At 41.0% G+C, this 24,063-nt stretch carries 24 protein-coding genes and 2 pseudogenes; 8 read left to right on the top strand and 18 right to left on the bottom strand.

The genetic code is table 11. The features are described from left to right. The first annotated feature begins 15 nt into the window (after positions 1 to 15). On the top strand, positions 16 to 1,074 hold the full coding sequence (gene ytvI, locus AOX59_RS01345; protein WP_068440750.1) for a sporulation integral membrane protein YtvI: 1,059 nt from the start codon (positions 16 to 18) through the stop codon (positions 1,072 to 1,074). A 28-nt stretch (positions 1,075 to 1,102) separates the two neighbouring features. Here the strand turns inward: ytvI and AOX59_RS01340 are convergent, their stop codons facing one another. From AOX59_RS01340 to cyoE, 7 genes are all read right to left on the bottom strand, one after another. Further along, positions 1,103 to 1,558: a DUF420 domain-containing protein gene (locus tag AOX59_RS01340; RefSeq protein ID WP_068440745.1), complete on the bottom strand. Its 456-nt coding sequence runs from the start codon at positions 1,556 to 1,558 to the stop codon at positions 1,103 to 1,105. Positions 1,559 to 1,687: 129 nt separating this feature from the next. Then, positions 1,688 to 2,593 carry a cytochrome c oxidase assembly factor CtaG gene (gene ctaG / locus AOX59_RS01335; protein ID WP_068440742.1) on the bottom strand — a complete coding sequence of 302 codons (906 nt, stop codon included), beginning with the start codon at positions 2,591 to 2,593 and terminating at the stop codon, positions 1,688 to 1,690. A gap of 370 nt (positions 2,594 to 2,963) precedes the next feature. Further along, the gene (gene ctaF, locus AOX59_RS01330) at positions 2,964 to 3,287 is read right to left on the bottom strand and encodes a cytochrome c oxidase subunit IVB (protein ID WP_068440739.1); all 324 of its coding nucleotides are present in this window, start codon (positions 3,285 to 3,287) and stop codon (positions 2,964 to 2,966) included. Between the two features lie 3 nt (positions 3,288 to 3,290). Next, positions 3,291 to 3,914, bottom strand: a complete 624-nt coding sequence (locus AOX59_RS01325) for a cytochrome (ubi)quinol oxidase subunit III (RefSeq protein ID WP_068440737.1) — start codon at positions 3,912 to 3,914, stop codon at positions 3,291 to 3,293. Position 3,915: 1 nt separating this feature from the next. Further along, on the bottom strand, positions 3,916 to 5,769 hold the full coding sequence (ctaD, locus tag AOX59_RS01320) for a cytochrome c oxidase subunit I (RefSeq protein WP_068440734.1): 1,854 nt from the start codon (positions 5,767 to 5,769) through the stop codon (positions 3,916 to 3,918). 34 nt (positions 5,770 to 5,803) lie between these two features. Further along, entirely contained in the window at positions 5,804 to 6,859 is a 1,056-nt protein-coding gene (gene coxB, locus AOX59_RS01315) for a cytochrome c oxidase subunit II (protein WP_068440731.1), read from the bottom strand. A gap of 63 nt (positions 6,860 to 6,922) precedes the next feature. After that, positions 6,923 to 7,864 carry a heme o synthase gene (cyoE, locus tag AOX59_RS01310; protein WP_068448067.1) on the bottom strand — a complete coding sequence of 314 codons (942 nt, stop codon included), beginning with the start codon at positions 7,862 to 7,864 and terminating at the stop codon, positions 6,923 to 6,925. Between the two features lie 478 nt (positions 7,865 to 8,342). Between cyoE and AOX59_RS01305 the strand changes: the two genes are divergently transcribed. Further along, complete coding sequence (locus AOX59_RS01305; RefSeq protein ID WP_068440728.1) at positions 8,343 to 9,260, top strand: COX15/CtaA family protein; 918 nt, start codon at positions 8,343 to 8,345, stop codon at positions 9,258 to 9,260. A 27-nt stretch (positions 9,261 to 9,287) separates the two neighbouring features. On the opposite strand, the gene pyc is transcribed toward AOX59_RS01305, so the two are convergent. The 3 genes and pseudogenes from pyc to AOX59_RS01290 form a co-directional block, all read right to left on the bottom strand. Continuing rightward, positions 9,288 to 12,731 carry a pyruvate carboxylase gene (gene pyc / locus AOX59_RS01300; RefSeq protein WP_068440725.1) on the bottom strand — a complete coding sequence of 1,148 codons (3,444 nt, stop codon included), beginning with the start codon at positions 12,729 to 12,731 and terminating at the stop codon, positions 9,288 to 9,290. Further along, positions 12,698 to 13,908: pseudogene (gene ftsW, locus AOX59_RS01295) on the bottom strand (putative lipid II flippase FtsW). The gene pyc and the pseudogene ftsW overlap by 34 nt, the downstream one beginning before the upstream one ends. Before the next feature lie 187 nt (positions 13,909 to 14,095). Then, positions 14,096 to 14,377: an Fpa/YlaN family protein gene (locus AOX59_RS01290; protein WP_418000778.1), complete on the bottom strand. Its 282-nt coding sequence runs from the start codon at positions 14,375 to 14,377 to the stop codon at positions 14,096 to 14,098. 158 nt (positions 14,378 to 14,535) lie between these two features. On the opposite strand from AOX59_RS01290, the gene AOX59_RS01285 reads away from it, so the two are divergent. After that, positions 14,536 to 15,024, top strand: a complete 489-nt coding sequence (locus AOX59_RS01285) for a hypothetical protein (RefSeq protein WP_068440720.1) — start codon at positions 14,536 to 14,538, stop codon at positions 15,022 to 15,024. A gap of 202 nt (positions 15,025 to 15,226) precedes the next feature. Next, a complete protein-coding gene (locus tag AOX59_RS01280; RefSeq protein WP_068440717.1) occupies positions 15,227 to 15,829 on the top strand; it encodes a YhcN/YlaJ family sporulation lipoprotein in 603 nt (200 codons plus the stop codon). Between the two features lie 62 nt (positions 15,830 to 15,891). Here AOX59_RS01280 and AOX59_RS01275 read toward each other — a convergent pair whose 3' ends face one another. Beyond that, a complete protein-coding gene (locus AOX59_RS01275; RefSeq protein ID WP_068440716.1) occupies positions 15,892 to 16,200 on the bottom strand; it encodes a hypothetical protein in 309 nt (102 codons plus the stop codon). A 132-nt stretch (positions 16,201 to 16,332) separates the two neighbouring features. Here AOX59_RS01275 and AOX59_RS19055 point away from each other — a divergent pair, with 132 nt between their 5' ends. Next, positions 16,333 to 16,536 carry a YlaI family protein gene (locus tag AOX59_RS19055; protein WP_082684082.1) on the top strand — a complete coding sequence of 68 codons (204 nt, stop codon included), beginning with the start codon at positions 16,333 to 16,335 and terminating at the stop codon, positions 16,534 to 16,536. 36 nt (positions 16,537 to 16,572) lie between these two features. On the opposite strand, the gene AOX59_RS01270 is transcribed toward AOX59_RS19055, so the two are convergent. Continuing rightward, positions 16,573 to 16,878, bottom strand: a complete 306-nt coding sequence (locus AOX59_RS01270; RefSeq protein WP_068440713.1) for a YlaH-like family protein — start codon at positions 16,876 to 16,878, stop codon at positions 16,573 to 16,575. Positions 16,879 to 17,043: 165 nt separating this feature from the next. On the opposite strand from AOX59_RS01270, the gene AOX59_RS19955 reads away from it, so the two are divergent. Further along, the gene (locus AOX59_RS19955) at positions 17,044 to 17,214 is read left to right on the top strand and encodes a DUF5325 family protein (RefSeq protein WP_169792844.1); all 171 of its coding nucleotides are present in this window, start codon (positions 17,044 to 17,046) and stop codon (positions 17,212 to 17,214) included. 14 nt (positions 17,215 to 17,228) lie between these two features. Here the strand turns inward: AOX59_RS19955 and AOX59_RS01265 are convergent, their stop codons facing one another. Continuing rightward, the gene (locus tag AOX59_RS01265) at positions 17,229 to 18,038 is read right to left on the bottom strand and encodes an inositol monophosphatase family protein (RefSeq protein ID WP_068440711.1); all 810 of its coding nucleotides are present in this window, start codon (positions 18,036 to 18,038) and stop codon (positions 17,229 to 17,231) included. A 192-nt stretch (positions 18,039 to 18,230) separates the two neighbouring features. Then, positions 18,231 to 18,440 carry a hypothetical protein gene (locus tag AOX59_RS01260; RefSeq protein WP_068440708.1) on the bottom strand — a complete coding sequence of 70 codons (210 nt, stop codon included), beginning with the start codon at positions 18,438 to 18,440 and terminating at the stop codon, positions 18,231 to 18,233. Between the two features lie 315 nt (positions 18,441 to 18,755). Here AOX59_RS01260 and AOX59_RS01255 point away from each other — a divergent pair, with 315 nt between their 5' ends. Then, entirely contained in the window at positions 18,756 to 19,373 is a 618-nt protein-coding gene (locus AOX59_RS01255) for a YktB family protein (protein WP_068440705.1), read from the top strand. A 34-nt stretch (positions 19,374 to 19,407) separates the two neighbouring features. Here the strand turns inward: AOX59_RS01255 and AOX59_RS01250 are convergent, their stop codons facing one another. From AOX59_RS01250 to AOX59_RS01240, 4 genes and pseudogenes are all read right to left on the bottom strand, one after another. Continuing rightward, positions 19,408 to 19,674, bottom strand: a complete 267-nt coding sequence (locus AOX59_RS01250; RefSeq protein ID WP_068440700.1) for a UPF0223 family protein — start codon at positions 19,672 to 19,674, stop codon at positions 19,408 to 19,410. A gap of 19 nt (positions 19,675 to 19,693) precedes the next feature. After that, positions 19,694 to 20,649, bottom strand: a pseudogene (locus tag AOX59_RS01245) (NAD(P)H-dependent flavin oxidoreductase). Positions 20,650 to 20,776: 127 nt separating this feature from the next. After that, positions 20,777 to 20,878, bottom strand: coding sequence for a GapA-binding peptide SR1P (locus AOX59_RS19050; RefSeq protein WP_082684081.1), 102 nt, complete (start codon positions 20,876 to 20,878; stop codon positions 20,777 to 20,779). A gap of 192 nt (positions 20,879 to 21,070) precedes the next feature. Next, positions 21,071 to 21,988 (bottom strand): polysaccharide deacetylase family protein, encoded by a 918-nt coding sequence (locus tag AOX59_RS01240; RefSeq protein ID WP_237049345.1) that lies wholly within the window; start codon positions 21,986 to 21,988, stop codon positions 21,071 to 21,073. Positions 21,989 to 22,218: 230 nt separating this feature from the next. Here AOX59_RS01240 and AOX59_RS01235 point away from each other — a divergent pair, with 230 nt between their 5' ends. Continuing rightward, positions 22,219 to 23,835: a BCCT family transporter gene (locus AOX59_RS01235; RefSeq protein ID WP_169792894.1), complete on the top strand. Its 1,617-nt coding sequence runs from the start codon at positions 22,219 to 22,221 to the stop codon at positions 23,833 to 23,835. Positions 23,836 to 24,063: the final 228 nt, after the last annotated feature.

The following is a 24,063-nucleotide window of genomic DNA, read 5'->3' as shown; positions in this document are numbered from 1 at the left end:
AGACTTCTGCTTATCTTGTTTGGTTCGATTACTAAGCGCCAATGGACACTTATTTTTCTGGCCATTTTTCTGCTGCTTATTTTTTTCTTTATATTGCCGATATCCGTACCATTAATCATTGCACTCGTAACAGCATGGATCCTTAACCCGCTCGTACGGTTTGCCCAGAAAAAAATAAACATAAACAGAAAGACGTCAGTCATCATCGTTTTTCTTTTGTTTATGATTTTTTTAGGCCTCAGTGGAACATTTGTTGTAACAAAAGCTGTTACACAAGTGGTTGATTTTGTTGAGGAAATCCCCACTTATGTCACGGAAATGAATTCGGTTTATAAAACGTGGGAATCCGATTTTCAGCAATATACGGAAAACATCCCTGATGATTTTTATAATCAGGTGACCGGTACAATTGAAACACAGCTGACTTCAATGAGTGAAACGTTAAAAGAAACCATCACCATTGACAGGATTTCACAATTTGTAGCTGGAATTCCCCAGTATTTGGTTAGTTTCATCGTTTATTTAATTGCGTTATTTTTATTTATGCTTGAACTGCCAATCCTAAAATCAAAACTTTATAATTTCATGACAGAAGAAACAGCTCAAAAAGTTTCCTTCATGAACAAGCGGCTTGCAGAAGTTATCTTAGGATTCTTCAAAGCACAGTTTCTGGTCAGTATTATTATCTTTATCGTGACACTGATAGGACTGCTGCTTTTCACACCGAATGTTGCCATTATCATGTCAATCATTATTTGGTTAGTTGATTTCATCCCGATTATCGGATCAATCGCTGTCCTCGGCCCTTGGGCTGTCTTTGCATTTATCGCAGGCGATTTCGTCCTGGGGATACAGCTGGGGATACTGGCGATTATATTACTTGCCATCCGAAGAACGGTTGAACCAAAAGTGATGGGACAGCATATCGGTCTTTCACCGCTTGCCACCTTAATTGCAATGTTTTTGGGTATTAAATTGCTCGGGCTGCTCGGCTTCATTCTTGGCCCATTGCTCTTGATTGCATTTAATTCTGCAAGAGAAGCAGGTATAATAAAACTAAATATAAAATTTTAAAGTGTGCGGGGATCCCCGCACACTTTTCTTATCCGCCAAATATTGCGTTTATCATGCTGGTCGTTTGTCCACTGTCGAAAAAGACGTAAAGAAACAAATACACCATCACGCCTGTTATTGCACTAAAAAACCAAATAATAGCGGTAACAGGGCCGATTTTTCGATGGATCCTGATTTTCCGTTTAAGCGCCAATGTAATCGTCACAACTCCGAATATCGCACCTGTGGTAGCCAGTGTGATGTGGAAGACCAGGAAAATTGTATAGTAAATTTCCAGTTCTTCCGGTCCTCCAAAGCTTGTATTGCCAAGAAAGACTGTTCTGGATACATAAATGATGAAAAATAGAAGTGCACTGATCGCTGCAGAAATCATTGTTTTTTTGTGCGCTTTTGCTTTTCCTTTCATGATGAAGCGCCACCCGACAGCGACCAGGACAGCACTTATTATGATAAATAACGTACTTATTGTAGGTAGAAACGGCATATGAACAATCCCTCTTTCTTTATTCTATAGCCAATTAAAATTACTGAGATCAATAATTTCATGATCTGGAGGAATGCACGAAAACAGAGGCTCCTTTTGTTTCAGGAACCCGCTGTATCACTTAGCTAATTATTCGTTCGAATTGGCAGGTAGCGGGTCAACACGCAGGCTTTCTGCTGTAAACCACTTAAAGAATACGCGCCCTAAAATAATGCCATACGTAATCTCTTGCATTATTTTCATAATAATACCGCCTAATTGCTGATCCTCCAATGTTGACATCGGTGAAAACATTTCAGGACCTGATATAACTGAACTCAATCCTTGCAGGACGCCTGTAGGAACACAGAGCGCAAGAGCCTGAATCCAGGCGCCATCTTGCGTGTAAGCTGCATAAACCGGCGTGTCTGCAAAAATGATTAAGACACAAGCTGGAGTTATAAGGACACTGTTGGCAAAAATATAGAATATTTTACCCAAAGGCGATATGCGGTCAAATTCCTTCAATGGAGACAATATTGGCCACCATACAATAAAAGCGGAAATTAATATAATGACAGATATGGAAGAATGTGCCGCTTGAGACGATTTTGCAAAATCAAATATCGCCGGTAAATGATAAAGTGAAAAAAGTGTATTAAATAATAATAACGAGATGAGTGGTATCGAGAAAAACTTGAGAGCAGGCTTAACAACGGGACGATAGACGATTTTCATCCATAGCCAGGTTGGAATGCCTTTAATAATAAATATTGGAAATACAATGAAATAAATTGCCATTTGAATCATATGTGCCGTCAGCATCATATGCGACAATAAATCGACGGGCGCGCCTTTGACAGCATACAGCAATACAAGACCACCATAGAAAAAGAATTGCTGCAGTCCTGAAGGTCGTGCTTCTCCCTTTCCGCCAAATTTATGACGCAACGGACCAGTGATGACAAAATATAATAGAGCAATCCCTAAAACAAATAAAAGATAATAGGGGCTCCATAATGCACGAAAGCCAAATATTTGAAGTTCGAGCCACATAAAAAACCCACTCCATATACGAATACAAATTATAATTCATTCTATATTATAACGCATTTCCCCACAATACACACAATCATATGTGACAAATTAAAAACAAATCCCCACACCCTGAAGTTGTAACTTGGATGATGTTTTTCACCAAATTTCTAATTTCCGCAGTTGATGTAAACTGCGACGTATGACAGGATTGATTTCCGCTGCGGGCAGTGTATTTCCGGAGCGGTAGACGACGCACAACTTACACCTAAAGTTACTTCGCAGTTTATGGGTATTGTGAAAAAACAATAATAGTTTAAAAAACAGCTTTCACCAAGGTTCAACAAGATCAAAAAAAGACCGGGAACAAGTCCCGATCTTTTTTAAGTTATTACCACCAAGTGATGACACCAAGTGCGGCCAGTGTCAGCATCGCAGCAAACATACCGCCATACATCATAACAGACGGCATATCATGACCTTTATCTTTCATATGCATGAAATAGTATAACTGAAAGCCCACCTGGATAAGTGCCAGGATAATCAGTACAGGAACAATGAACATACTGTCCATCACGCCTGTCGCAACTATTACAAAAGCAATAATTGTAAACAAAATCATTAAAGCAAACGTAATAACCTGTTTCTGCATCTCTTCTTTATTTTTCTGTTTTTGAAATTCTTCAGCTTTATTGGAATTGGTGTTCTCTGCCATTGATTACCCCACCTTTCCCATCAGGTACACAACAGTGAAAATGAATACCCAGATAACGTCAATAAAATGCCAGTATAAACTGAATGTATAGAACTTCGGTGCATTGTACAAGTTCAAACCACGTTTCGCATTACGGATCATGATAGCAATCAGCCAAGCCAGACCAAATGTAACGTGACCACCATGGAAGCCGACTAACGTATAGAAAGCAGAACCGAATGCTGATGACCTGAATGTAAAGTCATACTCAACGATATAGTGTGTGAACTCATAAATTTCACATGCCAAAAAGGCAAACCCAAGAATGGCTGTGATCCCAAGCCATAGCTGCATCTTTTTAAAATCATTGTTTTTCATATGATACATTGCATAAACACTTGTTAATGAACTCGTTAATAGCAGCATCGTCATAATAAATACAAGTTCCAGTCCAAACAGTTCATTTGCTGTCGGACCGTCTGCGGTTGAATTTCTCAGTGCAATGAATGTACCAAACAAACTTGCAAAAAGCACCGTTTCACCACCGAGGAAGAACCAGAAACCAAGAAATTTGTTTCTGCCTTCCAAGGTGGCTTTTTCCGGTTCATTTGGCATTGTTTCCGGGTTCAAGGAATGATCATGACTCATATCAGTCAGCCTCCCTTTCCAGTTCGACTTTTGGTATATGATAACCGTGATCATCTTTCAATGATCTGATCAGCATACAAGCTAATGTCATGGCCATTCCGCCAAACAATAGAATATATGCCCAGCCATAGTCAACCTGATAAATGAAACCGAAACCGGCGATAAACAAGCCAACAGACATCAAGAATGGCAAGAATGATGAGTTAGGCATATGGATATCATCCAGCGGTTCTGCAGGTGTGACATTGCCTTTTCCTTCCGTTTTCTCAATCCAAAGCGGATCAAGTCCACGGACAAGCGGTGCCTGTTTAAAGTTATAGTGCGGAGGCGGGGAAGCAATCGTCCACTCAAGTGTACGGCCATCCCACGGGTCATCCACAGCTTTTTCGCCTTTAACTGCTGTATAAACGACATTGACCAGCATCACAATGACACCAAATGCCATAAAGAAAGCACCAATTGTACTGATCAGGTTTCCAGTATCAAGTCCCTGTCCTTCAAGGAATACCCAGTAACGACGTGGCATACCCATCAAGCCAAGGAAATGCTGGATAAAGAACGTCAAATGGAAACCGATGAGGAATGTCCAGAATGTCAGCTTGCCCATGCCTTCATGCAGGACACGTCCGAACATCTTCGGCCACCAGTAATGCAGACCTGCAAAAATACCAAATATGGTGCCTCCAACAATAACATAGTGGAAATGCGCCACAACGAAATAGGTATCATGGTACTGATAGTCAGCCACAACTGAGGCGACCATTACACCTGTCATACCGCCCATAGTGAATGTAGGGATGAACCCAAGTGCCCATAGCATTGCCGAATTGATTGTAATTCGACCACCCCACATAGTCGCCAGCCAGTTGAATATTTTGATTCCGGTTGGTACTGCAATCGCCATCGTCGCAATGGCAAAAATTGAGTTTGCTACAGGGCCCAGACCAACGGTAAACATATGGTGTGCCCAAACCATGAATCCTAAGAATGCAATCAAAATTGTTGCAAATACCATGGCTGTGTAACCGAATAACCGCTTTTTGGAATTAGCTGCAATGATATCACTGAATATCCCAAATGCAGGAAGTATCAGAATATAAACTTCAGGGTGTCCAAAGATCCAGAACAGATGCTGCCAGATAATGGAGTTACCACCCAGCCCAACATCAAAAAATGCTGAACCAAACATACGATCAAACATTAACAGGAATAAGCCGATCGTTAATGCCGGAAAAGCAAACAGGATCAGTGTGCTTGTCACAAATGTTGTCCATGTGAACAGCGGCATGCGCATATACGTCATACCAGGGGCCCGCATGTTAATAATTGTTACAAGAAAGTTGATTCCTGCAATCAGTGTACCGGCACCAGTTATCTGCAGCCCAAGCACGTAAAAGTCTACACCATGTCCCGGTGATGTTACCGATAACGGTGTATAAGAAGTCCACCCTGCATCAGGAGCGCCACCCAGGAACCAGCTGCAGTTCAGTAATATGCCGCCTAGTATAAACAGCCAAAGACCCAGAGAGTTTAAGAATGGGAATGCAACGTCTCTGGCACCTATCTGAAGCGGTATAACCGCGTTCATTAAAGCAAATATGAGCGGCATGGCTGCCAGAAATATCATCGTTGTGCCATGCATTGTTAAAAGCTCATTGTAAAAGCCTGCGCTGACAAAGTCATTTTCAGGCTGTATCAATTGGATACGAATAGCCATGGCTTCGAGCCCGCCAAGCAGGAAGAAAAAACCGCCGCCGAATAAATACAAGTGCGCGATTTTTTTATGGTCGACAGTTGTCAGATAATCCCACAAAACTTCGCCGAAACCTCTTTTTTGAGAAGCTACTGTACTCAAAATATTAACCTCCCTTTATAATTTTCCACCCTTTTTATTCAGTGCCTGCACTTTCAGGCGTTATCTCAGACGGTTCCAATTGCATCAGATATTCGGCAATTTTGCCTGCCTCATCTTCTGACACTTCAGGATAGTTCCCGGTCATTTTGTTGCCCGGTTTAAGTGACTCAGGATCCATAATCCAATCAACCAGATTCTCTTTTGACAAATCTTCAACACCGGCAAGCGTTGATCGATCTCCAAAGTTAGTCAAGTTCGGACCAATCTGTGCCGGAGAAGAACCAATCGCATGACAAGACATGCAGTTGTTTTCCTGGAACAATGATTTTCCTTCCTGTGCTACAGTACTTTCAGGCTCAGCCTCAGGATTAACATTTTGCATATCCTCTACCCATTGATCAAATTCTTCTTGACTCACAGCGATAACTTTGAAGTCCATCAGTGAGTGGGAAGGTCCACAGAATTCTGCACATTTACCCCAATAAACACCTTCCTCTTGCGCTTGGATATACATCGTGTTCTCGTTTTCCGGGTTCACATCCATTTTACCTGAAATCGAAGGTACCCAGAATGAGTGAATAACATCAGAAGACATCATGTTTAAGTATACTTTTTCGCCGACGGGAACATACAAGTCCTGACTTGTTTGTATTTCCTGTCCCTCATAATTAAAATGCCACCAATACTGATTACCGGTCACTTCAACATTAAGGCTGTCGCTTGCAGCCGATTCATCCGCTAAATCAAATGTGGCAGTTATAGTAGGCACTGCAATAATCAAAAGCAAAATAATCGGAATAATCGTCCAGACCGTTTCCAATGTTTTGTTGCCTTCAACTTGCTTTGGAATATAATCTTCCTGACCTTTCTTTTTACGATAGCGAATTAACACAATTGTATAAACAATCATGACAATAGCCAGAACAAACAGCATGATGACAGTACTCAAGATGATTAAGTATAATGATTGATCTGCCCCATAACCTTTTGGGTCAAGGGCTGTCAGGTTTTCTTTACCGCATGCTGATAGCACAAGTGACATCAGGCCTAATAGAGCAATCGCACGGAATTTTCCCATCCAACCTTTCATGTATTCTAACCTCTCTTCCTTTTTATAAGTCTTTATAAATTTATTATCATCATGTGCAACAACTTAACTGAAGGGCAATTCAAGGGTTACAAGCACCATCATTAAGAAAAGAATCGTTAAATAGTTCAATGAATAAATGAATATCCGATTCGCCCATTTCAGATCATTCTTAGTGAAAAAACCACTCATGCCTAATGCCAGCCACCCGACATTCAGCAATGTTGCAATGATTATAAATGTTGTGCCCAGTGATGCCATGAAAAACGGGAGCGGCAGTAAACATGCAATATACACTACAATTTGGCGTTTTGTTATTTCGAAGCCATGGACTGCAGGCAGCATGGGTATAGAAGCAGCTTTGTATTCCTCCGTTTTCTTCATGGCAAGCGCAAGAAAATGCGGTGTTTGCCATATGAACATAATCAGGAATAATATAAAAGCCGTTATGTGAAGACCAGGATCGACTGCTGCCCATCCGATAACAGGGGGAACAGCCCCTGAGAAACTGCCGATCGCAGTGTTTAGCGTATACTTTCGCTTGGACCACATGGTATACAAAACAACGTAGGTAAACCATCCTGCAAAAGCAATTAAAGCTGCCTCTAGCGTTGTCAGCATCAGTAGAACCAGGCCCAGTGAAGTCGAGAAGACACCCATTGCCAGAGCACGATTGAGTGATATACTGCCAGTCACAGTCGGACGTTTTTTCGTCCTTGACATAACAGGGTCAATATCAGCATCATACCAATTATTCATAATACATCCACCCGAAACAACCAGAGCAGTCCCTGCCATTGTAAGGAGAAAAATATCCCAATTAGCTATAAAGGAGGCATTTGTAAAGTATACTGCCAGCCAGAAACCGGCAAATGTTGTAATCAGATTTGAATTCACAATCCCCACTTTCGTCAAAGCCTTAAGGTCTGCAATGAATGTAGCAGTCTTTTTCTTTGTAACAGCTTGTTTATCAATAATTGGCGAAGATGTTGTCTCCACTTTATCCATTTCCATTATCCCCCCTTTTTATCCCAACAAAAGGCACATAATAAATAATCGGCATACTGCTTATCATGCCTTTAAATTCCCAAATGTATCCTGCAAACTAACCTAATTGTACCATGGATACCAAATACATTCTATTTAACCACATGGTTTATGTTAAATTTGTCACATTATGTAAATTGTGACGAATTTGTGAAAAGGATGCTGACAATAAAATGAAAGGCTGAAAAAGCCTTTGAAAAATAACATCCAATTGATACAGTTACCCATGAGGACGGGCTTTACGGCATGAATATCAGCAAATATCCCCTACAATATTTCTAGCAAACAACGCTCAACAATGCAAGGGTTTTTTCCATTTCAATAGTGAAAACAGGTTAAACAACTTAAAAAAGGGAGTGAATTTTAGTTGATGCATTTAATTCAGCATATTATGATATATATGTAGTAGCATTAATAGACAAAAAGTGAGGCAATTTTTATGATAAGAACTTTAAAGTGGCTCTCTGTAGTTGCTTCATTGGGGATGGTTTTTGTTTTAATCGGGGGCGCTCTTGTTACAAAAACCGGTTCCGGTTTGGGATGCGGTGAAAGCTGGCCGCTTTGTGAAGGGCAGATTTTGCCGGCAAATATTACACCTGAACTGGTCATTGAATTGAGCCACCGTCTTGTATCCGGCGTAATGGGCGTTGTGGTCCTGGCATTATCAATTTTGTCGTGGATCTTCTTCGGACATGTGCGTGAAGTGAAATTTCTGGCGTTCATGTCTTCATTTTTTCTGATACTGCAAGGATTGATTGGGGCAGCAGCTGTCATATGGAATCAGTCCGATGCCGTAATGGCCACCCATTTCGGAATATCGCTCATTTCCTTTGCAACAGTGTTTCTGTTGATGTTGATTATTTTTGAAATTGATACAAAATTTGATGCACCATCACTGATCATTCAAAAGAAACACAGGATTGAAATATATGCCATAACGCTATATACATTGGCTGTTGTTTATACAGGGGCACTGGTGCGGCACGTTGAAGCCAATATGGTTTGCGGCGGCTGGCCATTCTGCAGCAATAACGCACCATTATCATTCTCAAATTATAGCATTGAACAATGGATTCAAATGGGGCACAGATTAGCAGCGGGCGTCTTGTTTGTTTGGACAATTATCCTGGCGCTTAGGCTGATTAAGCAGTACCGGAATAATCGCATGATGTACTGGGGCTGGATTACGACTGCATCACTCATAACACTGCAGGTATTCTTCGGTGCCATGATAATAGTTACAATGCTTAATCTAGGCATTGCCCTGATGCATGCACTCATCATCTCGATTTACTTTGCCATGCTGACCTATTTCGTATTGCTTTCTTCAAGAAGTGCCAAGTATGAAAAAGGGTAACGGTTATTTCACCGTTACCCTTTTTCTTTATTCAAATTCAATCAGCAAGTCATCTACAGCAATTGTATCGCCATCTTTTACATAGATATCTTTGATGACACCCGAAAATGGCGCTTGAACAGTTGTTTCCATTTTCATTGCTTCATTTATTAACAAATGGTCACCCTTCTGAACTTCTTCCCCTTTATCAGATATGACTTTGACGACTGTTCCCGGCATTGTTGCTCCGATTTGTTTTTCGTCATTTTTATTGACTTTAGGACGTGCTTCAACTTCCGATTCCACATTTTCATCTTTCACAACGACCTGTCTTGCTTGTCCGTTTAATTCGAAATAAATAACACGTGTACCGTCCGCCCGCGGTTCGGAAATCGACATCAGTTTAACATGCAGTGTTTTCCCTTGTTCAATTTCCACTTCGATTTCTTCATCCAATTTCATGCCATAAAAGAAGGTTAAGGTATCGAGTACCGATACATCTCCGTACGTCTCCTGGAACTTGTGATGATCCATGAATACTTTCGGATAAAGTGCAGAAGAAATCAAGTCGAAATCCGTTACCTGCCGATCAAGCGATTTAAAGAGCGAGTCGCGCAATTGCGTGAAATCAATCGGGTCAAGCAATTCACCCGGACGTACATCAATCGGTTCTTTTCCTTTTAAGATAATCCGCTGCAATTCTTTTGGAAAACCTTGATATGGCTGTCCAATCAAGCCTTGTGCGAATTCAATAACAGACTCAGGGAAATCGATCGATTCGCCGCGTTCATAAATATCGTCTTCATTTAAATCATTCTGCACCATGAACAATGCCATGTCACCAACAATTTTTGACGAAGGTGTTACTTTAACGATATCCCCGAACATTTCATTAACCCGTCTGAACATGGTTTTCACTTCGTTCCATCGCTCTTCAAGTCCAACCGCTTTGGCCTGCTGCTGCAAATTGCTGTATTGGCCGCCCGGCATCTCGTGGAAGTATATTTCAGTATGCGGTGCTTTTAGGCCGCTTTCGAAATCCTGATAATGATTGCGGATTTCTTGCCAATAGTGACCCAATTGTTCATAGGCATCAATATCTATCTGAGGCTGGCGGCTTGTTCCTTCCAGTGCATGATACAATGTCTGGGCACTTGGCTGAGATGTCATGCCGGCCATTGGTGCATTTGCCACATCGACTGCATCCACGCCTGCTTCAATTGCCCTTGAATACATGAGAATACCATTACCGCTCGTATCATGTGAATGCAAATGAACAGGCACATCTACTGTTTCTTTCAGAGTTGAAATAAGCTGATAGGCAGCTTCAGGTTTTAGAAGCCCTGCCATGTCTTTGATGCCGAGAATATGCGCACCTGATTGTTCCAGATCCTTAGCCAGATTTTTGTAGTAAGTGAGATCATATTTTGAACGGCCGACATCCAGAATATTGCCTGTATAGCACATCGCTGCTTCTGCAATTTTATTATTCTTCCTTACAGATTGAATGGCCGGTCTCATACCCTCAACCCAATTCAGACTGTCGAAAACCCGGAACACATCAATCCCTGCTGTGGCACTCTTTTCAACAAATTCGTCAATCAAATTATCCGGATAGTTTTTATACCCAACTGCATTGCTCGCACGCAGGAGCATTTGCAGCAGAACATTCGGCATTTTCTCACGCATTTTCAACAAGCGCTGCCATGGATTCTCTTTAAGGAAGCGGTATGCCACATCAAATGTTGCACCGCCCCACATTTCAACCGAAAATAGCTCCGGCAGCATCCGCGCAGTCGGTTCAGCGATATTGACGAGATCTTTTGTTCTGATCCGTGTTGCCAATAGTGACTGATGCGCGTCACGGAAAGTTGTATCAGTGAGCATCACATTGTTATTATCTTTCAGCCATTTTGCCAAATATTCCGGTCCGTGTTCATCAAGAATTTGCTTCGTACCATCAGGTATTTTTGAATCCGCGTCAAATTCCGGTATCGGCGGTGTCATCAATGATGGCTTTTCCCGATTTGGCAATCCTTCAAAACCGTTAACGGTCGTATGGCCGATATAAGTCAACATTTTAGTTCCGCGGTCTTTCCGTTTCGGAAATACGAACAATTCCGGTGACTGATCAATAAATGTGGTCCTGTACGCTCCGGATAGAAACTGTTGGTGTGAAATCACATTTGCCAAAAATGGAATGTTTGTCTTAATCCCGCGTATCCGGAATTCTTTCAAGTTTCTGACCATTTTTTGTGCAGCCTGTTCAAAGGACAGAGCCCATGTTGAGACTTTAACGAGCAAGGAATCATAATGCGGTGAAATAACCGCCCCTTGAAAGCCATTACCTGCATCGAGTCTTACGCCAAAGCCGCCACCTGTCCGGTAAGCCATGATTTTTCCAGTATCCGGCATGAAGTTATTAAGCGGGTCTTCGGTCGTCACCCGTGACTGGATGGCATAGCCCAATGTTGTAATCCCGTCCTGCTGTGGAATGCCTATTGAATCATCATGAATATTTTCACCTGCAGCAATTTTGATCTGTGTTTGAACGATGTCGATTCCTGTAATCATTTCCGTAATGGTATGTTCCACCTGAACACGGGGGTTAACCTCAATAAAGTAATAATCGTTATCTGTTACCAAAAATTCAACCGTGCCGGCATTCACATAACCGACATTATCCATCAGATCAACTGCAGCCTGACATATTTCTTCCCTTAATTTATCAGGGAGTGAAACACTCGGTGCTGCCTCAACAACTTTTTGGTGCCGGCGCTGGACAGAACAGTCACGCTCATGTAAATGAACGGTATTGCCGTATGTGTCACCTATAATTTGAACTTCAATATGTTTAGGGTTTTCGATTAATCTTTCAACATACACTTCGTCACTGCCAAATGCTGCTCTTGCTTCGGATTTAGCCCGGTCAAATGCTTCATCAAGCGATTGCTCATTTCGGACAATCCGCATACCGCGGCCGCCGCCTCCGAGTGATGCTTTTATGATAATCGGGAACCCATGTTGTTTGCCGAACGCTTTAACCTCGTCCAATGATGAAACAGGACCGTCACTTCCCGGAATCACCGGCAATTTAGCATTAAGAGCCTGTGTTCTTGCTTTCACTTTGTCACCAAACATATTTAAATGTTCGCTTGTCGGGCCAATGAAGATGATTCCCTCTTCTTCACAGCGACGGGCGAATTCAATGTTTTCCGACAGAAAACCATACCCTGGATGAATCGCATCAACGTCTACCCTTTTGGCAAGATCGATGATTCCTTCAATATCCAAGTAAGCGTCGATCGGTTTTTTTCCCTCGCCGATTAAATATGCTTCGTCAGCTTTGTAGCGATGGTATGAACCAATATCTTCCTGTGAGTAAACAGCGACTGTGCGTATATTAAGTTCAGTACATGCACGAAAAACACGTATAGCAATTTCTCCGCGATTTGCTACTAGAATTTTATTGATTTGGTTTCTTTCTCCCATGTTTTTCCTCCTCGATTGCGAAATGTATTGTTCTCAGATATATCTTGTGCGGTTGATTCAGGTTCTTGCTCGTTCTGTTTAACAGACTTTGCAATATTATTCATGATCCCCATAGCTATCATCATAACCAATAGCGAGGACCCGCCGTAACTGACCAAAGGGGTAACTGCGGGACACCTGTTATGGGAAGCAAACCGCTGATGGCACCCAAATTAATGAATGCCTGAATTCCGACCATTGATGATATGCCAATTGCAAGCAATGCCCCAAAACTATCGGAGCATTTTCTGGCTATAAACAATCCGCGTAAAACAATGACCGATAACATCCCGACGACAATAACCACGCCGATAAATCCAAGCTCTTCAGCAATAACAGCCATGATAAAATCCGTATGCGGCTCCAGAAGAAAACCCAGTTTCTGTACGCTTTGGCCCAGACCTTCCCCGGATAAGCCCCCATTTCCAATCGCCAGATAAGATTGGATTAAATGATAGCCATCATCATCCGGATCTTCAAATGGCTGGTAAGCCCCTGCAAATCTGCTGATACGTTCATCAGTAACCATACTGGGGATTGCGAATGCAACCAGGGTGAGCCCAACCAGTATGAGAATAATCAAGTGTTTAAAACGCGCACCGGAACTGAATATGACAGAACAAGCAATCAAAAAGATAATTGCCGCTGTCCCGATATCAGGCTGCTGAACGATTAAGGCCAAGATGACGGCAGTCAATATTAATGGAGGCAATACACCTCTATTAAACTCGTTAATATAGGCTTGTTTTTTTGAATAAACAGAAGCAAGGTAGATAATTAAACCCAATTTAGCAAATTCAGCCGGCTGAAGACTGATTGGCCCAAAATCGAACCATGACTTGGCATTATTAACACTGGTGCCAAACACAAGCACCAATCCCAGCATAACAACCACAATGACAATGATCACCTTGATCATTTTCTGGTAATACTTATACGGAAAGATGCTCGTCAGGACAAACCCTGCAATTGCCAAAATAAACCATTGAATCTGCCGCATCAGATAATAAGTGCTTTCATGCCCTTCCACTACAGCTAAGACCATGCTTGCACTATAGATCATGACAATTCCAAACGCTGTTAAAAGCACTGGTGTTATCATTAGCGTAAAATCATAATCTTTAATTTTCTTAATCATTCCACTTCTCCCCAAAGTATGTAATCATAGAAGCAGATGAAAACAGATTTGCATTGAGGATAACATATATTTTAAATAGTATATCACATTAACTCAATCATCTGCCACATCAAATAGTGCAGCGATTAAATAAAAAAACCTTGCCGCTGTCCAATCAGGCAAAGTTTTTATTGCATCAAACAAATTTTTACACAGAATTCTGTGATGCCTCATGCAATTTAGAGAGCTGCCTTTCTAAATTTTCGAGAAGCGCTTTACCTTCATCCTCATCAATCAAATTTAAACGTACAGCAAAATCAATCTCTCTTGAGAGACCAAACATTTGTGTATCGAGAACTTCCTCATATAGAGGGCATTGCGGCATTGTCAAATTATCTATCTGCACTTCTATAAGTTTGCGTATTCTGGCAGCATCAGCCTTTAGAAGGGCATAAGCCTTTTCGCGATGGGTTTCAGTCACCTCTGAAATCAAAATTATCCCTCCATTAAAACACTTCCTTGTATTTTATCTTATCGTTTGTACGATAAAATTGCAAATGAAATTCAGCACATCGGCACTATTAAATGAAAAAAAATCCTCTATCTGCTATCATTACTTGGAATACATATTTTTTGAGGTGATAACGCTTGATTTTACCAATTACCGGCAAAGTTGCATATGCCATAACCTTAGACCCTACTGTGTGGATCTTTGATAAGCGAAAAATCTTGCTTGAAGAGGCTTTTAACGCCAAAAGCCAAAAAGTGGACGAAGAAGATGAAGTCAAAAAAGCTTCCGAACGGTGGGACAGGGCAGTGAATACCGAGAAACAAAAGCAGTCTGTGAACAAAAATATCACCAAGGCAGAAGGAAAAAAGTTCCTCGAAAACTCATATGTTATGCCGATAAAAGAATTTTTAACCAATACGAGCGTTAAAGAAGATGCCCAAAACGCCATCCTGGAAACAGCAAATGGCGAAGAGACCATCCCGCTAAAAACACTTGAAAACAGCCTCTTGCTGTTTGCTCTGGATGGCAAGCCATTGAAAGAAGATGGTCCCGTTCATTTATTTTACAATGATGGCTCCAACCGGGACAACCCTATAAAAAGCATCAAAAAAATTATTATCGATTAGTGGAGAAAGTTTTTAAAAGTCGTTTCTTTAATACGCAACATTTTTTAGTTCAAAAACATAGATAACAGCATAAAACCAATGGACCGATCCAAAAGCTCACTTTTGAGTGACTTTTGGAGCCGGCCTTTTTTGTATAATTTGCCCGTGTTAAAGCAAACTAATCAGACAGTCCCTTTCACGTTCAAAACAAGGAGGAATAGACATGCTGTTACGCTTAGGAATACTGTCTGTCTTAAGTATTACACTCTTAATTGGCTGCCAGCAAAATGATAATGAACAATCACTTCCGGAAGAAACAGAAGATAACGGCCGTTTTGTTCAGGTTAAAGATTCCGATCCTGTTGAACAACAACGTTTAACCAATACTGAGATTGCGGCACACTTATCCAATGTTGCAAACGATGTCCCTAATGTGGAGAATGCAACATCAGCTGTTGCGGGACCTTATGCAGTTGTCGGGATCGATGTCGATCAGAACCTGGACCGGTCACGGGTTGGTACCATCAAATATACAGTGCTTGAAGCATTACAAAAAGACCCTTATGGTAAAACAGCCGTTGTTGTAGCTGACGGCGATGTTGTGGAAAGAATACGGTCAATGGGTAATAAAATGGCTCAAGGATATCCTGTGCAGGGGGTAGTCGATGAGCTCTCAGCAATCGTTGGCAGATATATGCCTGACTTCCCAATTAATGAAGACCGGCCAAAAGAAGGCGATCAAAACAAAGAATCTATCCCACAAGATGAAGAACAGGAATTGGATGATATCGAAGAAGAACAGTCCAATGAGCATAATCAAGAATAATTAAAGGTTCAAACTGAGGGTGCTCTCCCGTATTGTTAGGAGAGCACCTTTTATATTTGCGTTTAGTTATTCATTTTTTCGTTTTTCTCTTCTTTCACTTCGTTATAATAGTTGACGCCAAACTGAGATCCTTCTGACACCATTTTGGAATTTTCCATTTGCGCCGCATCTTTGCTTCTCGTCTGATCCGGCGCACCTGCATCTTCCAATGTCGACTCAGCGTCTTTTTCATTTTTTCCATTCTTTATTTTGTCTGCAGCAGTTTTTAGTTGTACTTTAACTTTTTCCCGACTCTGTCCGTTTCTCAGAAAATAGCCTGCAATACCTGCACCTACTGCTCCGGCTGCTGAAGCCATATAACGTTTTTTCATCGAATCGTCCTTTCCGACTAATGATAATTGTATTAACCTTTTCCCTGTTATGTTTCAACTAAACACATACTTTCAAACAAATTTCTCGCATGTTATAGTAATTAAGTAAGCCTATATTTTGAGGTGAAAATAATGAAAGTACAATGTGCACTATGTGACGAGGTAGACGAGCTAGAAGATGATTCATTGCATGCTAAGCGGCTCAGGAATCGCAGAATTCGCATGTATTTATGCCGGGAATGCTATGAACGCATTGATAGTAATACAAGAAAAAGGCATGCCACAGGCAGTTTCCAGTTGTATGATACGAAAAAAAAGAAACGCGATTTAATTTAAACAACCTCTTAAAAAAACTCCCTGCCCGGGAGTTTTTTATGCATGTTGTGACTTGCGCTGTCGGTGAAGCCTGAGGCGGTATATGCCCAAAACAAGACAAATCACAATTAAACTGTCGGTGATTGGATAGCCTACGATACTGAAAAGATTCAATATCAGCATCCCAACGGCAAGCATGATATAAACAATGACTGATTTTAAAACAGGCAGTTCCTTGGCAAATCCAAGTTTATAAGCAATGGTTGCCAGAACCAGATTGACAACATAAAATGTCCAGAAAACATTTATACTGTCCCGGTAATTTATAACCAGTTCATAAACAAAACTGAAACTTGTTTCCATCAATATCCTCCATTATCCCTTTACATAAAAATTCACCAGTTCGAAATTCATTCCTTCACCCATCATACTAAATCTTATTCAAGCACGCCATTAAAAACTCGGGAAACTTTTGAACAATCATTTTATTTAGTATATACTAGTTCATGGAAATCGAGGTGCATTTATATGAAAAAACTTGATATACCTATGCTTCTATTAGCGTCCCTGGTTATTTTTATGTTTGTTTTTACAGGCATCGCCATTGCATTCCGAAACATATGGCTGGTTCTATTGTTTATCATACTCGGTTTTGCTTTTATGGGACTTGGAATTTACTTGAAACGCAAAAGAAAGTGACACTATTTCGGTTGTCACTTTCTTCCTTTTTTTGTATATTCCTCTATTAATTGTTCATAAATAACAGGATTACAAGTCATGACAGAATTTTGTTGCAACATATTAATCGGTTCACCAAACGCGTTTGTCGTTTTTCCTCCGGTTTCATTCACAATCACAATTCCTGCTGCAATATCCCATGGCGCCAAATCCATTGTCATATAACCATCAATAATCCCTTCTGCAACACCCGCAAATTCCAGGGCTGCAGATCCATAGGTTCTTGTCCCTCTGACTGTCTTGACCAAGCTTTGCATCACCTTTTCATCAACAAGACGATTATCACAAAGCCAAAAATGGTTCAGTCCCAAAATCGATTCGTAAAAACTTTTGTTCTCAGACAGCTGAGGCAGTGGCGATTCATTTTTAAAAGCCCCTTCTCCCCGCTTGGCGCTGAATAACACATCAGCCATAACATCATAAATCAATCCTATTTCACCAATTCCGTCCTGGTAAACACCAACGGATATCGCAAAATTTCTTTTCTGATGAACAAAATTCATCGTCCCGTCAATCGGGTCAATTATCCATACAGTGCCATCAAGAGATTCCAGTTCATCTCCATAGCCCTCTTCACTAACAATAGCGTGATCAGGATATGTTTGTTTTATGTTCGATGTAAAAAAATACTCCGTATCACGATCCATCGTTGTGACAAGGTCATTCGGGTTGGATTTTGTACTGATTGTCAATGGATCGTTTATTTTAAATCTGATTGTTTTACCTGCCTCAAGAACCCAGTCTTTGGCTTGCTGGTAAATTGCCTGTCGTTGTTCCTGATTCATCGGAAAGCCTCCAATATTTCATTTAACACTATCATATCAAATTGGACGGCAACTTTCATATTTGCGCATTTCTCCCTCCTGGAAACACAGCAGGCAGGTCAGTTTAAACCAGCCTACGAGATGAACGAGGTGAATGTATGTAACTATACAGCACACACCACCATGATAAAGAAAGCATGGCCCGAATTCGGATTAGCCTGTTTCGGCACCATGCTCATGCTCCAATTCCAAAAGACGTGCGCGCAGTAGCTTCAGCCGTTCTTTCGACTTAATTATTTCAACTTTATCATTTGCTTGTATAGCATCATATAATGTCATTAATTCATAATCGATTTCAATACGGATCACAGGCAAACGTTCTTGTTTTTGTTTTTTACGCAAATCTTCTATGACATATTTCATCTCACCCACAACCTTTCATATATCTTATATTATTTGTATGCTTCGCCAATGATAATTGTTCAACAACCTGAGAATAACCAATTTATTTTTTGAAAATAACTTATTGAATCATTAGTTAACTGATACCCTTTATTTTTAATTTTTAAACATTTTAGTTGCAGAAATAGTCCTCAAACCAAATCGTTTAACAGTTTGCAAAATCAAAATTCCTTTCTGGGAGTAAATCTTAATAGATATAACTTGACTGGACAGTTTATTTACTTAATAATAATAATTATAATCTAACGCGATGGAAAAGCTGAAAGGATGAGCTATATGAGTTTTAATGGATTTACTGAAAAGGACTTCAATACATTAACCATTGATGGGCTTGAGGCGCGTATGGAGGCTATCAGGAGGAATATCCAGCCAAAGTTTAAAGCAATCGGTGATGAACTTTCAGAGAGCCTCTCAGATCTAACTGGAAACGATATGCACGTACATATTGCACAGCATGCCAGACGGACGAAAAATCCGCCAAATGACACATGGATGGCTTTCTGTCATAATAAACGCGGTTACAAGAAACACCCGCATTTTCAAATTGGCTTGTTCGACGACCACTTATTCATGTGGCTAGCGTTTATTTATGAACTGCCGGACAAATCTGCAATCGCCGACTCATTTCTAAATCATATGGATGATATCCAGGAATCGATTCCTGCACATTATGTCATTTCACTTGACCATACTAAAAAAGATGCAACCTCACTTTCTGAAATCGGTCTGGAAAAAGCATTGACACGTTTTAAAGATGTTAAAAAAGCTGAATTTCTAATCGGAAGGCATTTTCACCCGAATGATTCAATTCTGCAGGATGGTCAAGAGTTTATAGAAGAAGCAAAAACGACTTTTGAAAAGCTCACTCCTCTTTATAAGATCTCAATGGGGTAACAAAAAGGACCTTTCGTTTCGAAAGGTCCTTTTTTTACATATTAATTGTTTGCTGTTCACTTTCTCTCGCTTTCTTTACCACTGGATAGCCGGCATAGCCGGAAGCCTGTTTAAACTCACGGAAATACGTTTTTTCCTCACTTTTTGCCGGCACAACCTGTTTAAACTTTCGGTAAGCTGCAAGCAGCTCTCTTCTGTTCACTTGTTTTTCATATGCCTGTTCAATCAATGCAAAAAAATTAACGACATCAATCACTTCCTGCTTAGACCATGACTCATCCATTGGGTAATGATAATTCATTGCTGTTTTTTCACCTCATTTAAGACCATTTTCTTCTGACTTGCTCTGCTTCAACGACCATGGAATCAATCAATTCTTTAACAGTCGGGATATCGTTGATTCTTCCAGTGCCCTGGCCTGCCCAGCCAAACCCTCTTGTGTCACTGCCTTCATAAATGTAATTTTTGTTCGCTTCACCGCTTATATAAGACTTCAATGATTCATAACCACCGTTTTCTTTTTCAATCTCCAATATTTCATCTGTCCAAGTGTTTTTCAGCGCTCTTGCCGGGGTGCCCAGCGAGCGTTTGATAACCACAGTGGCGTTTTCATCGGCATCAAGCAACGCCTGTTTATACATAGGGTGGGCATCCACACATTCCTTGGTTGCAATGAAACGTGTGCCCATTTCAATGCCTTCAGCGCCGAGTGCCAGTGCTGCCATCATGCCACGGCCATCCACTATACCTCCCGAGGCGATTACCGGAATGGAAACCGAGTCAACCACCTGTGGTGTAAGGACAGAGGTGCCAATATCTCCACGACCAAGATGGCCGCCCCCTTCTTGTCCGACGACCATGACAGCATCAGCTCCAAGTTCCTCAGCTTTCTCCGCTTGCCTCCGTGCCGCAGTCAAAACAAGCTTCTTAATTGGATGGTCCTTTACCATGTCAAGCACTCCTTTAGGGTTGCCCCCTGTCACGGAAATGACCGGCACTTCTTCATCAATGGCAACTTGCACCATATGCTCGTAAGATCTGCCGTGCTGCCCGATGGCAAAATTGACACCAAATGGCTTATCAGTCATTGTTTTTACTTTTTGAATTTCCTCACGCAGTGACTCCGGATCCGAAAGACTCATTGCAGTTATTTGTCCCAGCCCGCCGACATTGGAAACTGCAGCAGCCAAATCAGCATACGCCAGATAGGCAAGACCCCCTGAACAATCGGATAATCAATATGTAATAGCTCTGTCAGTTCAGTCTCCCATTTCACGAACATTCTCCCCTTTTTCTTTCTATCTTACCATTAAATGACCCGATATTGCTATATTCCAGAAAATAAAAACAACTGCACATAAGCGATGCAGTTGATGGAATGAAAGCGTTGTTATTTTTTTGTACTATTTAGCGCAAGTCGGGCAAGCACCATAGTATGTGGTCACTTTAACATCATTGAAGTGTTCAATCACCTTTTGGCAATCTTGACATACGATTGTACCCATTTATACCCGCTCCTTTACCTTGAATTAGAATAATATAATTATATTATAATGTGTCACATTACAAAAATCAACCCCAAATTAGTATAACATATTAAGTTTTCATGTTTTTTTGAACGATGATATGATCCTTATCTTATAAAAAGCGAAGCCAGCGTGCTAATGTATAGCTGGCTGGCTTTTTCGGATGTGTCTTTAAATTAACTTCCTATTCGTTTGTCTCGTCAATTGTCTTAATTGTTTTGGGATCGACAATTTTATACCCTTTATCCTTAGACCGGTCACGATATCCTCCAGGGCTTTCATTGTCCATTCACGGTCATGCATTAGAAGATTCGCACCAGGCTTCAGCAAACTATAATCGACATCCACTTCGGGGCCTTTGCCGGAAACCATTGCTTCAGCCAATTTGTCAGCGTCCATATACGGTTCAAAATAATCATATCCATACGTCCAATTCATCAACACCATACCTTCATCTTTAACGAGGTTTTTCGTAAAGTCCGTATTGGCACCATTAGGAGCTCTGAAAAATTTCGGGCGTTCGCCAATAATGTCTTCAACCTTATCATTTAAGTTAACAATTTCTTTTTCCTGTTCTTCAGTGGGCAAATCAGGTAACAGTGGATGGTTATTCGTATGATTGCCGATTTCAAAACCCATCTCATGCAGTTGCTTCAGTGCCTCTTTATCTTCTTGTGTCTCCAAAAAGTGACCATTTACGAAAAAAATTGCATTTGCGTCAAGTTCCTTTAATGTTCCGGCCATTTCAAGCGCGTGTTTATCGGGAGCGTCATCAATTGTCAAGAGTACAGCTTTCTCAGGGGCATCTTCATTCACAGGCACAACTGAAGACGTCTCACTGTCAATCTGATAGAGCGTCTCAACAGGTTCTTCTTCAGACTGGTTTTGCTCCTGCTGTTTTTCCTCATCAGCTGACTCTTTTTCACCCGTCCCCGTCTGGTCCTCTGTTTCTTCTTGTTCGCCTTTGTCATTTTCTGTTTGTTCTTGCGCCATATCCTTTTCCGATTCCTTTTCAGCATTTGTGGTATCATTTTCACAAGCTGGTAAAAATACTGCCATAAACACGATGAACCATATAATATTTTTCAATGTTGTCTTCCCCCTATATTATGTAATTACCTTCATTATAAGTAAGAGCTGTCAGTTTGACTATACTTTATTTGTTTATTTACTTATTATTTGGGTATCAGTAAACAGTATTACTTAAACATTTGAGGGGAGGATAAAAATGCTACTATGACTATGTCGAGAAAATTGACATGTTGTCGTATTATGTTACACTACAAGAGTTTGGCACAAAAATATGAGGAGGTTTTACTATTAAATCCACAAAAATTACATCTGTTTTTTGGGCCTCTTTAATACTGGTATCCATATTTATCATTTGGGGAGCTTTTTTCCCTGAAAATGTACAGTATGTATTAGGCTTGATTGATGGTTTTATTTCAGACACGTTTGGCTGGTTTTATTTGTGGTCTACTACTGGATTTGTTTTATTTGCAGCGTTTTTAATCTTTGGGCCTTATGGAAAAATCAAGCTTGGAAGGCCTGATGATGAGCCGGAGTATAGTTACTTTACCTGGTTTGCATTTCTGTTCACTGCCGGTATGGGAGTTGGTCTCGTATTCTACGGCGTGACGGAACCTGTAACACATTTTTATTCACCGCCTTCTGCTGACCCGGAAACGACAGCTGCAGCTAAAGAGTCGATGCAATACACTTTATTCCATTGGGGATTCCATCCATGGGCTACATACGCCGTGCTTGCATTGACCCTGGCTTATTTTAAATTCCGCCACCGAGCCCCCGCTTTGATTAGTTCCGCATTTTCACCACTGATCGGTGATCGGTCTAAAGGTGGGTTGGGAACTGCCATTGATACACTGGCAGTATTTGCTACCGTATTTGGTATTGCAACATCTCTTGGGCTTGGTGCAACACAAATTACAGCCGGTTTAAGCTACACCTTTGATGGAATTCCAAATACACTGACAACAAATCTGATTGTCATTGCAGTTATCACAGTATTATTTATGCTTTCTGCTACAACAGGCATTAACCGAGGTATCCGTTACCTGAGCTGGGCAAATATTATTCTTGCCATTGCACTGATGGCCTTTGTGTTCGTTCTTGGTTCTTCAGTTCAGATGGTCGAGTCTTTTTCAACAACCTTGGGTAATTATTTACAAAACCTTCCAAGCATGACACTTGGCATGAATGCTTTTGGAGGTGACAGAGAGTTTCTTAATTCATGGACACTCTTTTACTGGGCTTGGTGGATCGGCTGGTCGCCATTTGTCGGAACCTTTATTGCCCGTGTTTCAAGAGGAAGGACCATTCGCGAATTTGTCATTGGGGTAACTGCTGTGCCGGTAATATTCAGCGCATTCTGGTTCTCTGTTTTTGGTGTTTCCGGTTTGAATATGGATTCGGCTGAAGGCGGCATTATCCATCAGTTAATGAACGAAATGGGAAATGAAGTAGCTTTATTCGCATTTCTTGAATCAACGCCTGCAGCAGCTGTCGTTATCGGTATCACAGTCCTGTTGATTACTTCCTTCTTCGTCACCTCTGCCGATTCCGGTACATTTGTGCTTGGCATGCTGACAACAGGAGGCAAGTTAAATCCAAACACAGGTATTAAAGCTATTTGGGGTATTGTCCTTGCCGCAACTGCTGCGGTTCTATTATGGTCCGGCGGGCTGTCCGCACTTCAAATGGCCATGCTGATTGCAGCATTCCCGTTTGCGATTTTAATGATCTTTATGTGTATTTCGCTTATCAAAGCACTGAAAAGCGAACATGACATTTTGCAAATTGAAAACAAACAACGCGAACATGATCCGGAGTACCGGGAAAATCTGCGTAAAGAACTCAGAAGACGTCGCGAAGGATTTAAAAAAACACTTCCTGATACCGACAATGAAGAATACTGACACTGAAGTAAGATAAAATGAATCTTCAATCAGTGGGGCTTTTCTTTCTTCCCCCACTGATTGTTAGATAAACGAATCGGACATTTACTGGCAGCCATCCCCCCCACCTAATCTTCATCGTATACGCGAACATTTGAGGTGGGGGTCCTTACTCCCAGTTACATGCGGGATAAAATGAAATAAGTCATAAAACACAAAGCTGTCCGGGAATGGAGTCTCCAACTCTAA

It is taken from the genome of Lentibacillus amyloliquefaciens (genome assembly GCF_001307805.1).
Lineage (GTDB): Bacteria > Bacillota > Bacilli > Bacillales > Amphibacillaceae > Lentibacillus > Lentibacillus amyloliquefaciens.
This window is presented reverse-complemented; position numbering and strand designations above follow the sequence as displayed.